Source organism: uncultured Ligilactobacillus sp. (assembly GCF_948826705.1).
Taxonomy (GTDB): domain Bacteria; phylum Bacillota; class Bacilli; order Lactobacillales; family Lactobacillaceae; genus Ligilactobacillus.
The window spans coordinates 1-13,199 of sequence record NZ_CAQLEL010000011.1 but is presented as its reverse complement, the minus strand read 5'-3'; the positions used below and the strand labels follow the sequence as shown (position 1 = coordinate 13,199).

At 39.9% G+C, this 13,199-nt stretch carries 15 protein-coding genes; 2 read left to right on the top strand and 13 right to left on the bottom strand.

Annotated features, from left to right (window positions below):
* Positions 1 to 68: 68 nt before the first annotated feature.
* From Q9Q35_RS00915 to ulaG, 8 genes are all read right to left on the bottom strand, one after another.
* The gene (locus Q9Q35_RS00915) at positions 69 to 1,265 is read right to left on the bottom strand and encodes an acetate/propionate family kinase (RefSeq protein ID WP_304651725.1); all 1,197 of its coding nucleotides are present in this window, start codon (positions 1,263 to 1,265) and stop codon (positions 69 to 71) included.
* A 131-nt stretch (positions 1,266 to 1,396) separates the two neighbouring features.
* Positions 1,397 to 2,092, bottom strand: a complete 696-nt coding sequence (locus Q9Q35_RS00910) for an L-ribulose-5-phosphate 4-epimerase (RefSeq protein WP_304651724.1) — start codon at positions 2,090 to 2,092, stop codon at positions 1,397 to 1,399.
* A gap of 15 nt (positions 2,093 to 2,107) precedes the next feature.
* Positions 2,108 to 2,980 (bottom strand): L-ribulose-5-phosphate 3-epimerase, encoded by an 873-nt coding sequence (locus Q9Q35_RS00905; protein ID WP_304651723.1) that lies wholly within the window; start codon positions 2,978 to 2,980, stop codon positions 2,108 to 2,110.
* A gap of 17 nt (positions 2,981 to 2,997) precedes the next feature.
* Positions 2,998 to 3,639, bottom strand: a complete 642-nt coding sequence (locus Q9Q35_RS00900) for a 3-keto-L-gulonate-6-phosphate decarboxylase UlaD (RefSeq protein WP_304651722.1) — start codon at positions 3,637 to 3,639, stop codon at positions 2,998 to 3,000.
* 54 nt (positions 3,640 to 3,693) lie between these two features.
* A complete protein-coding gene (locus tag Q9Q35_RS00895) occupies positions 3,694 to 3,999 on the bottom strand; it encodes a PTS sugar transporter subunit IIB (protein WP_304651721.1) in 306 nt (101 codons plus the stop codon).
* Between the two features lie 29 nt (positions 4,000 to 4,028).
* Positions 4,029 to 5,513 carry a PTS ascorbate transporter subunit IIC gene (locus Q9Q35_RS00890; protein ID WP_304651720.1) on the bottom strand — a complete coding sequence of 495 codons (1,485 nt, stop codon included), beginning with the start codon at positions 5,511 to 5,513 and terminating at the stop codon, positions 4,029 to 4,031.
* 26 nt (positions 5,514 to 5,539) lie between these two features.
* Complete coding sequence (locus tag Q9Q35_RS00885) at positions 5,540 to 5,998, bottom strand: PTS sugar transporter subunit IIA (protein WP_304651719.1); 459 nt, start codon at positions 5,996 to 5,998, stop codon at positions 5,540 to 5,542.
* Between the two features lie 12 nt (positions 5,999 to 6,010).
* Positions 6,011 to 7,078 (bottom strand): L-ascorbate 6-phosphate lactonase, encoded by a 1,068-nt coding sequence (gene ulaG, locus Q9Q35_RS00880; protein WP_304651718.1) that lies wholly within the window; start codon positions 7,076 to 7,078, stop codon positions 6,011 to 6,013.
* A gap of 209 nt (positions 7,079 to 7,287) precedes the next feature.
* On the opposite strand from ulaG, the gene Q9Q35_RS00875 reads away from it, so the two are divergent.
* Entirely contained in the window at positions 7,288 to 8,046 is a 759-nt protein-coding gene (locus Q9Q35_RS00875) for a hypothetical protein (protein WP_304651717.1), read from the top strand.
* A gap of 6 nt (positions 8,047 to 8,052) precedes the next feature.
* Positions 8,053 to 8,820 carry a DeoR/GlpR family DNA-binding transcription regulator gene (locus Q9Q35_RS00870; RefSeq protein WP_304651716.1) on the top strand — a complete coding sequence of 256 codons (768 nt, stop codon included), beginning with the start codon at positions 8,053 to 8,055 and terminating at the stop codon, positions 8,818 to 8,820.
* Positions 8,821 to 8,875: 55 nt separating this feature from the next.
* Here Q9Q35_RS00870 and Q9Q35_RS00865 read toward each other — a convergent pair whose 3' ends face one another.
* The 5 genes from Q9Q35_RS00865 to Q9Q35_RS00840 form a co-directional block, all read right to left on the bottom strand.
* Positions 8,876 to 9,643 carry a DeoR/GlpR family DNA-binding transcription regulator gene (locus tag Q9Q35_RS00865; protein ID WP_304651715.1) on the bottom strand — a complete coding sequence of 256 codons (768 nt, stop codon included), beginning with the start codon at positions 9,641 to 9,643 and terminating at the stop codon, positions 8,876 to 8,878.
* A 69-nt stretch (positions 9,644 to 9,712) separates the two neighbouring features.
* Positions 9,713 to 11,104: a hypothetical protein gene (locus tag Q9Q35_RS00860; RefSeq protein ID WP_304651714.1), complete on the bottom strand. Its 1,392-nt coding sequence runs from the start codon at positions 11,102 to 11,104 to the stop codon at positions 9,713 to 9,715.
* Positions 11,067 to 11,381, bottom strand: a complete 315-nt coding sequence (locus tag Q9Q35_RS00855) for a hypothetical protein (RefSeq protein WP_304651751.1) — start codon at positions 11,379 to 11,381, stop codon at positions 11,067 to 11,069. The genes Q9Q35_RS00860 and Q9Q35_RS00855 overlap by 38 nt, the downstream gene beginning before the upstream one ends.
* 153 nt (positions 11,382 to 11,534) lie before the next feature.
* Complete coding sequence (locus Q9Q35_RS11930; RefSeq protein WP_370648864.1) at positions 11,535 to 12,173, bottom strand: WecB/TagA/CpsF family glycosyltransferase; 639 nt, start codon at positions 12,171 to 12,173, stop codon at positions 11,535 to 11,537.
* Between the two features lie 153 nt (positions 12,174 to 12,326).
* Positions 12,327 to 13,199: UDP-N-acetylglucosamine 1-carboxyvinyltransferase (locus Q9Q35_RS00840; protein ID WP_304651713.1), on the bottom strand; the 873-nt coding region annotated here is incomplete at its 5' end.

Here is a 13,199-nt window from a genome sequence, read left to right as displayed (position 1 = left end):
AACACTCTCTTAAATAATTGTCATGCAAAAACACTTAAAAAAGTGAGCCAAATTGACTCGCTTTTACCCTATTCTTCTAAAAGTTCCCATACATGTTGCGCGATCATATACTCTTCATCAGTCGGGATCCGCATTACAGTGATCGTCGAATCTGGTCCTGAAATGATCGTTTCAGCTCCACGTTTTTTATTTTCTACTTCATTGATCGTGACTCCCATGTAGGCTAAACGTTTCATGATCTCTTCACTGGTCTCTGGTGAATTTTCACCGATCCCACCGGTAAAGACGATCCCATCGACACCACCCATTTCAGCGATATATTGTCCAACATAGCGTAAGATGCTGTTATAGAACAACTTGATCGCTAATTCTGCCCGCTCATTTCCAGTAGCAGCGGCTTCTTCGACATCTCGCATATCAGCTGAGACACCGGAGACTCCTAAGAAACCGGATTTTTCATTCAATAGATACACCATATCAGACATCGATTGGATATCTAGTTTCTTCATGATGTAGTTAGCAAGAGAGATATCGACATCCCCCGCGCGGGTCGCCATTTGGATACCGCTCAGTGGGGTAAAGCCCATTGATGTATCAAATGAGCGCCCGTGCTTTATAGCAGTGATCGACGCGCCTGCGCCCAAATGACAAGTGATCAATTTGAGCTCTTCAAAAGGGCGCCCCATCAATTCAGCCGCCTTATGCGCCACATATTCATGACTGATCCCATGAGCGCCATAACGCCGAACGCCGTATTTTTCATACCATTCATATGGTGTACTATACATATAATTTTCTTGTGGTAATGTTTGGTGAAATGCCGTATCAAAAACGGCTACAGATAAAGCATTGGGTAAATATTTCCGAAATGCTTTTATCCCATTTAAGTTGGCCGGATTGTGCAATGGAGCTAATTCTGCTAATTCTTTGATCTTAGCTATAACATCATTATCTACGACCACAGGCTGGCTGAAATACTCGCCTCCAGCCACGACCCTGTGTCCGATACCTTTGATCTCGCTTAGATCCGCGATCAAGTTTAATTCTTTTAATACATTTAGTAAAAGTTCGATCCCTTGTAGGTGATTGGTGATCTCATGGTCTAATTCATACTTCTTACCATCACCATATTTCACCTTGATCTTTGAGCCGTGGATCCCGATCCGTTCGATGATCCCACTTGCCAAGGTTTCATGTGTTTCATTGTTAAATAATTTAAACTTTAAACTCGAGCTCCCCGAGTTGATGATCATAATTTTTTCCATAAGCTCACCCCTTTAAAAATTTACCTAACTTTATAATAGTATAATCTTTTTATTCAATCAAATTTAAAATCTAAGCGCTTTCTTTTACAGCATAAAAAAGCTGGCTCTTTTTTATAGCCAGCTTTTTTTGATCATCTTTGGCCGTAATAAGCATTGGCCCCATGTTTTCGATAATAATGTTTGTCGAGCAAATATTGGGGAACACTCGCTTGTTTAGGAGTCAATTGCATCGTATAAAATGCCATTTGGGCACTGACTTCTAAAACCTTTGCATTATACACAGCTGTAGCCGCATCTTTGCCCCAAGTAAACGGACCATGTTGCCGTACGAGTACGGCTGGGATCGCTTCTGGATCGAGTCCATGGCCATTGAAAGTCTCCACGATCACTTTCCCTGTATTGGCCTCATATTCGGTTGCAACTTCTTCTTTTGTCAATGCTCTAGCGATCGGTACGGTTCCATAAAAAGTATCGGCATGCGTTGTGCCTAAAGCTGGTAATCCCACGCCTGCTTGGGCAAAAGCAACGGCCCACGGCGAATGAGTATGCACGATCCCACCGATATCTTTAAACTTCCGATACAGATAAGCATGTGTTGGGGTATCACTGGAAGGATTGAGCGTTCCTTCGACCACATTCCCATCTAGATCACAGACTACCATGTCTTTAGGCGTTAGTTTTTCGTAAGCAACGCCTGAAGGTTTGATCACAAACAGTCCTTGCTTACGATCGATCTGGGAAACATTGCCCCAAGTAAAGTTGACCAGATCAAGTTTTGGTAAACGCATATTTTGTTCATAAACAACTTTTTTTAATTCACTAAGCATATTATCCCCTGCTTTCTATTCTGCAACTGGACGTTGTTTGATCGCCAATTCAGCAAAGATCTGGTCAAAAAACGCCTTTGCACAAGCAGTCTCTTGACACGGATCATCTGTGGTCTCTTGTGACCAAAGTTCGATCGTATAAGTGCCTTCATATCCTAATCGTTGGAGCGTTTTTAATAAACCTTTGAAATCAACACATCCCTTGCCAAAATCAACATTCTTGAATTTACCAGGTGTTGTCTTTGTGACTGGTAAAGTATCCTTGAGATGGATCGCTGCGATCAGATCGATATGATCTTCGAGATCTTTAGCCACTTCATTTGACCAGGCACTAAGATTTCCTAGATCAGGATAGGCCTGTAACCACGGACTTTTGATCTGTTTTTTGATCTGAGCAACATCGGCTAACGTATTGATAAAAGGATCATCCATCGTCTCGATCGCTAACGTGACTTGATGTGCAGCCGCAAACTGCACACATTTGTGTAGATCTTCGATAAAATATTCACGGGTCAAAGCCGTCTTATCCTCATAAAAGACATCATAACCAGCCATTTGAATATTTCGGATCCCCAGTTTTTCAGCTAATATGACGGCCTTTTTTAGCATATCCAAGGCCTTTTGGCGTGTTTTTTGATCAAGCGACCCTAATGGATAACGCCGGTGCCCACTTAGCATCAAAGTATAGAGTGGAATGCCCGTTTTTTTGATCGCTGCATTGAGCTGGGCGATCTTTTCTTCACTCCAATCTAAGCGCGCTAGACGTTTGTCACTTTCATCGATCGAAAGTTCTACAAAATTAAATCCGAGTTCTTTAGCTAAATTCAACCGCTTTTCCCAGGAAATATCACGTGGCAATGCCTTTTCGTAAATCCCTAATGAGATCATTTACCACACCTCCGTTGCTACTTGCCCCAGATCCGCACGATCTCAGCTTGAAAATCGTTAGCTGCCTTTAATGGATCTGGTGCTTGTGTGATCGCACGCCCTGCGATGAAGGTAAAAACATCGATCCCTTCAAATAATTTGAGTGTCTCAACATTCAATCCACCAGTTACTGAGACCCTAAAGCCCATATTTACTAATTTTTTGACTTTATCCAAGTCTTTTTGGCCCCAAGTTTCTCCAGCTAATAAAGCATCACGGCTTTGGTGATATATTGCCTGGGAAATACCAGCATCCAACCATTTTTGGGCTTGGTCAAAGGTCCAATCCCCATACAACTCAACTTGGATCTCATCGACTTCTTTAGATGCTGCTTTCATCGTCTCGATCGTTGCCGAACAGATACAGGTCATCCAATCTGCCCCGGCATCAGCACAGTTTTTAGCAACTGTTCCCCCAGCATCGGCACATTTAGTATCCGCAACGATGATCTTATCTGGATAAAGGGCTCTAAAACTCTTAACGACTTCTTGACCACCTTGTAAGATCAAGATCGTCCCTGCTTCAATGATATCAACTGCATCGCCGACATTTTTCAGATCCGCTAAAGCGCTAGGGAGATCATTATAGTCACAAGCGATCTGTAAGTTTGGTTTTGCCATCTCGTTCATCCTTTCTTTGAAAAAGAGGCCATCCACGCAAGCCTCTTTTGATCTTTATTTATTTAAGAAACGTTTCGGTAATGATGATTTTTCGGTAGCTTCCGCGATCTCTTTAGCTGACATTGGATTTTTGATCCCGATCACTTCGACCCCACGTGCAGCGGCATCTTTGAACATATCGGTAAATGTTGTTGGTGTATAAACAACATCATAGTTACGCGCTGTATTTTTCCCCTCTGAGATCGAACAGTGATGAATATTAGTGATATCAAAGCCCAAACCTTCCAAAGCCTTTTGGGCTGTCCGCATCATCATCAAACTTGTACCTGAACCATTTGCACATGAAACTAAAACTCTCATTTTAAATACCTCCATTTATGTGTGTTTGTCTAAGCTTGAGCAGCCTTTTTTTCTTGCAATTCAAGCCATTTATCATAATCTTCAGCTTTCAAGAAGTAACCTTTTGGATCGGCGCGATATTGTAATTGCGGAATGAGTACTAAGATCAAAACGACTAAGGCGATACCAACATAACCAGCATATTTCATCAAGACTGTGAAGAACGGCCAGACCGTTGCCCAGTCAAACATCCCGATATAACCACCATATTGGGCTAAACCGACCCATGTTGCGATAAAGGCCGATCCAAGCACCTGGATGATCCCTGAGATAAATGGGAAGAGCACTGCAGCCTTGATCCCGCCACGGTTATTTGCATAGACAGCAATAGCAGCGTTATCAAAAAAGAGTGGGATAAAACCGGCAACGACGATCGTTGGTGAGTGTAACACGATCAGTAAGATGATCATCAAGAATTGACCTAACGCCCCCATTAAAAATCCGATCGTAACTGCATTTGGTGATCCAAAGGCAAAGGTCGCTGCGATATCGATCCCAGGTACAGCCCCTGGCAACCATGTATTGGAGATACCTTGGAACGATTCTGTCAGTTCTGCCACGAAAGTCCGCACACCTAGTTGCAAGATAGCCAAATATACCGCAAACATCAATGATGTTTCCAAAATATAAAAGACAAAGCTTTGTCCTTCTGCCATAAATTTAGCTTGTACCAAATAATCTGGACCTAAAACGACTAAAATGATCCCAAAAAACAAGAGCATCAAGATCGAAGTTGCGACCATGTTATCATTGAACATGGATAGAAATCCTGGTAGTTCAATATCTTCCAACCGTTTATTAGATTTTTTCTTCTTGAAACGTTCAGACCATCGGGCAAACAGATAGATCCCAAACATCTGTTGGTGAGCGATCGCAAAACTGGCCCCTTCTGTAAGATCTTGGGTGATCCCAACTGTCAAGTTCGAACCAACAGCCCAGTAAAGTCCTAAGATCAGTCCCATGATAAAAAGAATGTGTAGCCGTCCCATATCTGGGAAACAAAACAGCAAGAGCCAAAAAGCCGTCGCAGCTTGTTGGACTTGAACATTACCAGTCGTGAACACGGCACGCAACTTGGTGTACTTTTTGAAACGAACTAGCAAGATATTAAAGATAAATGCGATCAATAATAAGAGCATCGTATCACCAAAAGTACGGCCAAAAGTTTTTTCGATCCCGGCAGTCACGGCATTTTGACCAAAATATGGATCAGTTACCATCGCACTTAAATGGAATCTTTCCTTTAAGCCAACTAGGATCGGGCGAAAACTAGTAACCAATCCAGTGGAACCGACCGTTAAGATCAGATAACCGACTGTCGCTTTTAAAAAACCTGAGATACATTCATAGAGTGGCTTTTTCAAAAGCAAATAACCGATCAAAACGATAAAACCGATCAAAAAGGCGGGTTGAGTCAAAATGTTTTGGGCAAAATAATCCCAAATACCCATCAAGATATTTAAAATCGCCTCCATTGCTTTATCCTCCTTTTATAATTGAGCTAGAGCTGATATTTCTCCATCACAGTGACATAATCTTCCATTGTTTTTACCTTTTTGAGATCATCGATCAAACCTTCCGTCATTAAAAGATCTGACAAATTAGCGATATTTTCCATATGTTCTGCTGGATCCTTAGCCGCTAACATGAAAAAGAGTTGCGCATCTTTTTCAGGGTTCCCTTCCTCAAAAGAAACCTTTTCTGGTAAAAGTGTAAGACCGATCCCCGTTCCTAAAACACCTTCATTTTTAGCTGATGAGTGTGGCATTGCGACTCCAGGCACGATCACGATATAAGGACCGTATTCTTTGACATCATTGATCACCTGATCGACATATTGGTCAGTGATCAGTTCATTTTGCTTTAAGATCTCTCCACTCAATCGGATCGCTTCTTGCCAATCTTTTGGTGTCTTTTTACTGATCGCAACTAAGTTATTATCATAAAAGTAACGTAACATAACGATCTCCTCCTATAGAAATGATGGGAAAGGCACATCATTTTCTTTAGTGAAGACATCTTTAAAGCCTCGATCATACATGAATTCAAGGCGATCTTTGTCTTCTGGATAGGTGAATTTACCCCCAACTTGCCAGATAAATGGTTTGAAATCATATTGCAATCGATCCTTGCGTAAACGCCAAAGTTCAATGATCTCTTTTGGATCAGCATAAAAATTGGTCCAAATATCATAGTGTACTGGGATCACAACTTTAGCTCTCAATGACTCTGCCATGCGCAAAATGTCGATCGAAGTTACCTTATCCGTGATCCCCCGTGGATTTTCACCGTAAGCTCCCAACACTACATCGATCTGATTTTCATTGCCGTGTTTTGCAAATTCATTAGCATAATGCGAATCAGCGGCGTGATAAAGGTTGCCTCCAGATGTTTCAAATAAGTAATTAACAGCGATCTTATCCATATCCTGTGGTAGTTTGCCCGCTAATTTAACTTTAGGATCACTTTCTGTTACTAAAGCTGTTCGGTCGAAAGCTTCCATCGCTTTGACCGTGACCGCACCGACCTTGACTTCATCGCCTGGCTTGACTACGATCAGTTTTTCTTCTGGCACGCCCCATTTTCTCCAAGTTGCTACAACTTCTTTGGGACCGATAAATTTAGCTTCAGGGCAGTTTTTTTCGACTGCCGCTGCTGTGTTGATATCCAAATGATCAGAGTGGATATGGGAAACACACAGCGCATCGACATCCTTGATCGCAAATGGATCGATCACAAATGGTTGATTGCGCAAGTTTGGTTGTTGGATCTGGCAGCCTGACATTCGCATCATCTGATGACCAGCCTTCATCTTACCCGTTCCGTGTGTCTGTTTACCTGTTCCACACCACAGATCACATAAAATATTCGTGTCTTCATGGGTCTTTAGCCAGATCCCTGTACAACCAAGCCACCACATTGAAAAGCTACCGGCTTTGACCTTTGTCTCAGCGATCTCTTCATTTAAGTATGTGCCCCATTCTGGGAAAGTTGACAAGATCCAACTCTTGCGCGAAATATCATTGATCGTTTTTGCCATATTACTTCCTCCATTTCAAGTTTTTCTCTACGCTTATAGAATATCACTTTTGAAAACGCTTAACACAACTTTATATGTTAATATAACGTATTTTATGTTAATTATCATAAAAATAAAGGATTTAAGGTTTAGAAAAACTATTTATTGTTAATGTAAACGCTTTTTGTTATCATATAATCAGAAAATAGTCGAAAGGAGTTGCTCGCTTTATGAAAAAGATTTTTTGGAATTCTTACTCAGTCACTAAACAGCTTGGACTTTTGCTCATCTACCTTATTTTTACGTTCTATATCGTCACGGCTACCATAACTACCCCTGCCTTGAGTGCCAAATTGCTCTATGCACTTGGTGGTGGTGTGATCTTAGTTGGTGCATTGTACTACGAATACTTGAAATTTCTCTACACCAAAATGACGACAGCTTTGACGATACAGACCGATCTGCCTCAAAGTAAAAAAGCCCGTGAAAAGTTAGTCAAATATGACATTTTTAACGGATTTAAGGGCTCACTGATCATTTTTGATTCTCTTCTCTTGATGGACGAAGGTAACTATCAAGGTTGTCTAGAACATATGGAACAACACCATGATTTTTTCCACGGTTCACCCGATTATTTGTTCATTTTTTGGCACAACCAGCTTTTATGTTATTATTTTCTAAAAGAGCCTACAAAAATGCTTTACTGTGGCGACAAATTACGTGAATTCAAACACAGTGATCAAAAACATTTTAGTCCACTTTTTTCATTTGATGAGATCGACGCCTTGATCGCTTCAGCTAACGGTTTGCACCAAAAGAGCATTCGTTACTTGGATAAGATCTCACCTAAACGACTAAATACGCGCGAAAAGGCTTATTACTATCAGCTTTTGGTAAATGAATATCGCATCTTAAATGATTCTAAACAGGTGGGGCACTATTTAAAACGCGCCCGCCAGTATCAAAATACGATGCACTTCAGGGGGTGATTTATAATGAAAAGCTCTAATCAAGTGATCAAAAAAAGGCGCGTTGCTTTGACCGACTATCTTAAAGAAAAACAAACTGTCACGATCAGCGAACTGAGTCAGCAATTTAACGTTTCTGAAATGACGATCCGTCGTGATTGCGAGATCTTAGCAAAGATGGGCTTATTAGAACGCTCCTTTGGTAAGATAGTTTATGTCGAACAAGCTGTCGATAAGATCGGTTCTGAAGATCCGCTTGATAAATTAAAGGATAAATTAGCTAAAGAAGCCAGCAATATGATCAGCGACGGTCAGATCATATTTATCAACTCGAGTAATACTGCTGTCAAAGTCCTTGAATATCTGACTGATAAAAATATCACCGTTTTGACCAATAATCTTCATGCTTTAGGCTATCAAAAAAATTCAAAAACTAATGTGGTCTTGAGCGGTGGTGAAGTCAATTTTGCCAAAGAAGTCATGATCGGCGACATTGCTTTTAATTCATTCAATAGCATGCGTTCAAATGTGACATTGATCGGTTGCAATGGTCTAAGCGACCAAACTGGGATCTCAACTTCCCAGATCAATGAAGCCCGGATCAATCGCAAGATCATCCAAAATTCAGGGCAAGTCGTCGTTTTAGCTGACTACACCAAGCTCGGCAAGGTCTCTAATTTTACTGTAGGTAGTATTGATGATGTTGATGTTTTGATCACAGATTCATTTGCCGATCCTAAACTCGTTGCTAAATTTGAAAAAAACGGGATCCAGGTCATCGAAGTACCGATCTAGTTAAAAAAACCTTAAACTCAAAAGTAGAGCTTAAGGTTTTTTTGGTACATCAAGATCAGTCCGTATATTTATCCACTTCGATCTTGGTATACTTTTGATAATGTTCTAATGTATCAAGAGCCACTGAACTATTGGTCAATAGGGCATCCACATTATATAAACTATAAAAGTTATAAAAATCATTACGATTGAACTTATATTTATCCATCACGACATATCTTTCTTGCGCATTGTTCAACCCTAACGCTTCAGCTTGTCCTTCTTCGGTATTAGCCGCCATCATATTGTCATTATTGACGCCGTTGACACCAACAAATGCCTTGGTGAATTTGAGATCTTCAAGTAACTTGATCGTTAAGCCCCCGATAAATTCACCTGAATGGCGCCGATAATTGCCCCCGACTAAGATCAATTCTGCTGAAGTTTTTTGCCACGCTTCAAAGACTGGTAAACTATTGGTCACGATTCGCAAAGTTTCTGGTTTTTCAACATAATTTACGATCAATTCAAGGGTCGTGCCAGCCCCAATATAGATCGTATCTTTTGGCTTGATCTTTTGTGCAGCTAGTTTAGCAACTTCTTGTTTTTCGACCAAATGGAGCTCTTTTTTCTGATTACGCGAGAGCTCGACTTCCTCGATATTAGCGATCTTTTGAGCGCCTCCATGTAATCGGATCAATTTACCACTCTTATCTAGTTCGTCTAAGTCCCGCCTGATCGTCATATCTGAAACACCTAGAGTAGTGATCAACTCATTTACCGTAACGATCTCTTGTTGATCAACGATCTCTAAAATTTTTAATAAACGTTCTTTTTTTAACATCGTCTTAGCCCCTAATTTTAGGATAACTCAACTATAACATAAACAGACAAAAGCAAATAGATTTCATCATCATAGCCCAAATTCTCCCGCTAATTCTTGATCGTCAGCGATCCGTTTCTTGATGCTCTTGTCAAATGCTCTATCGAAATCAGCTAGATCTTCTTTTAGCTGTTTTAGTGGTTTTAATTGCTCATTTAGTTTTTCAACTGGCTTGGTATATAAGCTTTTCCTATCAGCCCCAGCATAATGCAAGACCTCCAGTATTTCTTCTTCCGTGAGATCTGTCCCGATCTGGCGCGCCATCTGCAAAGTCTCGTTCCAATTGGCTTCTAACTTTGCTTCGATCTGTTTTTGCGTCTGTTCGAGCACTTCGATCCCGGCTTGTCCGTGTTCTTTGATCGCAGCTTTTAGTGCATGAGCCAAAGCTGCATCTAGTTTGATCTTGCCACCTTTGACGCTATATTTATGTCCATACTTCTTTCGTGATCCACATATCTTAGATAAACGATTGGCTAAATTCGTATCAGCTTTTGCCACTTTTGTTTCAAACGTGGCCTGTGTTTTTGAAACTGTCACTTTATGATGTGAATATCTAAGCTGGCCTTTTTCAGCGAACCAGTTAGCTACGTTATGATTTTCATTGATGAGCTTTTCTAATTTTTCTTTACTTACAGAGATCGTCTGACCATTTTTCAAAATAAGTTTGCCCTGTGAAAATGAGCGCAATGTCTTTTCCAGATCGATATCACCCATCCCTGTCCCGTTTTTATAGTAATGCTGAAAATCCCCCTTGAAAAGTCCACCAAACAAGGTATAGCTGCTGTTATAATTACCGATAAGATCATCAGCATTCAAATAACTAGTAATTTTAGTCGGATTATCTAAGATGTACTGCTTATCTTTTTTACTCAACTTATCTTTGGGTACGGGTGCATTAAACGTTACTGTCTTTAGGTGCTTTTTGGCACCAACAGTCAAAGCTAGTGAACCACCTAAAGAATGTCCCGTCACTGCGATCTTTGCTTTAGGATAGCGTTTTTGAATATAGTTGGCATAGCCTAAGGCAGTATCAAACTGACTCACTGGGGGACAAAAGAGTTCGATCAGATTTTTGGTTTGAGATAAAGTACCATCCACATCGGCGACATCGATCACATCAGTAACTAGATCGACTTTATCCTCTGGGTTAGTCCCAGCATAAGCGATCGTGAGCTGACTGTAGTCCACCACCCCATCCTTTACTGGTGCAACTGTCATCGCCTGCATGTGGTTAGGAACACCGTACTGCTTTTTGTTGCCATAGGTGCCGTTGCGAGAGATATCGAGGATTTTATAGGCTGTACCATGTAGTTTTTGATCTTTAGAATATTCTGCACCCTTTAGAGGATCAACGTCATATACTTTTTTTGATAATAAATTATAATCATTGATATCTGGAATCACTTTTGTATCTTTCATCATGTTGTTTTCCCTCCCAGTAAATCACCTTAACACTATCTAATGTCTTATTTTTCATAGTCTTTCCAGTATAGCTATACTCATTATCATCAAAAGATCCACCTGGATCAGTTGGATTGTCGTCTTCATCAACGCTTATACCTTCAATAATATTCTGCTTCTTTGCATTTATGATGACTGATACACTTCGTCCACCTGATCCTAAAATTCCATGTGTATATATCTTTCCTACCTCAATTGTCTTGATTTCTGGCCCTTCATAATGCTGTACGACCCACAATGCGATCTTTTGTCTGGCCTCGGCTTGCTCTTTGACTTCTTTTTTACTTTCCTTGATCGACTCGGCTTTTTGACGTTTTTTTCTTTCTCAGCCGCCTTTGCAACATCGGGATTTTCGGTCTGAGTTTTTACCCAGTCAATTCCGCCTGTAATATCACGGCAGGCAAGGAGCATACCGCTGATTACCAATTCCTTTACCGCATTGGCATTGGCGCCGGGCGTATTGAATACTACGATACCTTTCTTTGCACACTCCTCCAACTCCTACTAAAATACCTTTTTCAAATGCTTCTAAATTTTCATAAATTAGCATTTCTTGGATTGGTGCTCCCAATGCCACTAATACAACATCTGGTTTTGTTTTAGCTACCTCTTGCATTGCTTTTTTCTTATCCTCTACATAGCCATCTTGTCTTCCTGCAAGAATTGCATTTGGGTAATCTCTTTTTAGCATTTCTTCCATTTGCTCCGATACCTCTCTACTAGCTCCAAATAGATAAATGCTTTTTTTCTTTTCATTTGCATATTCCAGTAACTTTTTCGCAAGGTCAACACCCGTTACATTTTCCTGCATTTTAATTCCTGCATACTGTGCTCCCTTAATGACACCCACTCCATCTGGAATAATCGTAGTTTGGTCATCCATTAACATTTTTTCAATTTCTTTATCTTGATGGGCTCTCATAAAGGTTTCTGGGTTTGCTGTTACAATAAACATTTTTTGTTCTTTGTCTAAGTTTTCTTCCACCTTGGTATAAAATGCCTCATTGGTTCCATTAAAGCATTTTTTCATTCCCTTCAAAAATCCTGCTTTTTCTCTTTTTCATTTGCTCATCTTGTCCATGATGCATGTAATACAAATTCATGTTAATCTCTTTTACTTTCTTTGCCATCTTTTTTCTCCCCTTATTTATTGGTTAATTGTTATAAAAGGAGGGGCTTTCTATTAGCCCTCACTTTTTATCAGTTGAATATCTACCCCTAATTTTTTCAGTTTTTTATCAAATTTCTCATATCCTCTTAAAATATATTCGATATTTTCAATTCTTGTACTTCCCTTTGCATATATTCCTGCCATGACTAAGGCTGCTCCTCCTCGCAAGTCAGTTGCTTTTACATTTGCTCCATATAGTTTTCTTACCCCCTTAATTACTGCTGTTTTTCCTTCTACTGTTATTTTAGCTCCCATGCGAATTAACTCCTGCGTATATTTGTATCGGTTTTCAAATAAATTCTCTACAATGACTGATGTTCCTTTAGCTACTGTTAGGGTTGTTGCTAATATAGATTGCATATCGGTCGGAAATCCTGGATATGGCATCGTCTTTATATCTACTGCCTTCAATCTTTTTGGTGCTTGTATTTGTATCTCATTTTTTGTTATTTCTAACTTACAACCTGTTTCTTCTAATTTATGAATAACTGGCGTAATATGGTCAATATTCATCCCCTTTACTTTGATATTTCCTCCTGTCATTGCTGCCATACATAAGAAAGTTCCTGTTTCTATTCGATCTGGCATAATATTATAACTTACATCTTTTAGTTTTTTTACTCCTTCTATTTCAATAATATCTGTTCCTGCTCCTTTTATTTTAGCTCCCATTTTATTTAATAGATTTTGTAAATCCATTATTTCTGGTTCTCTTGCACTATTGGTTATAATTGTTTTACCATTAGCTAAAACAGCTGCTAATATGGCATTTTCTGTTGCTCCAACACTTGGAAAGTCTAAGTCTATCTTTTCGCCAGTTTCCATATTCTTTAAGTTAGCTTTTTGTTTAGCTAATTCAGTTTCACCTAAAGTCAAAGTATATTT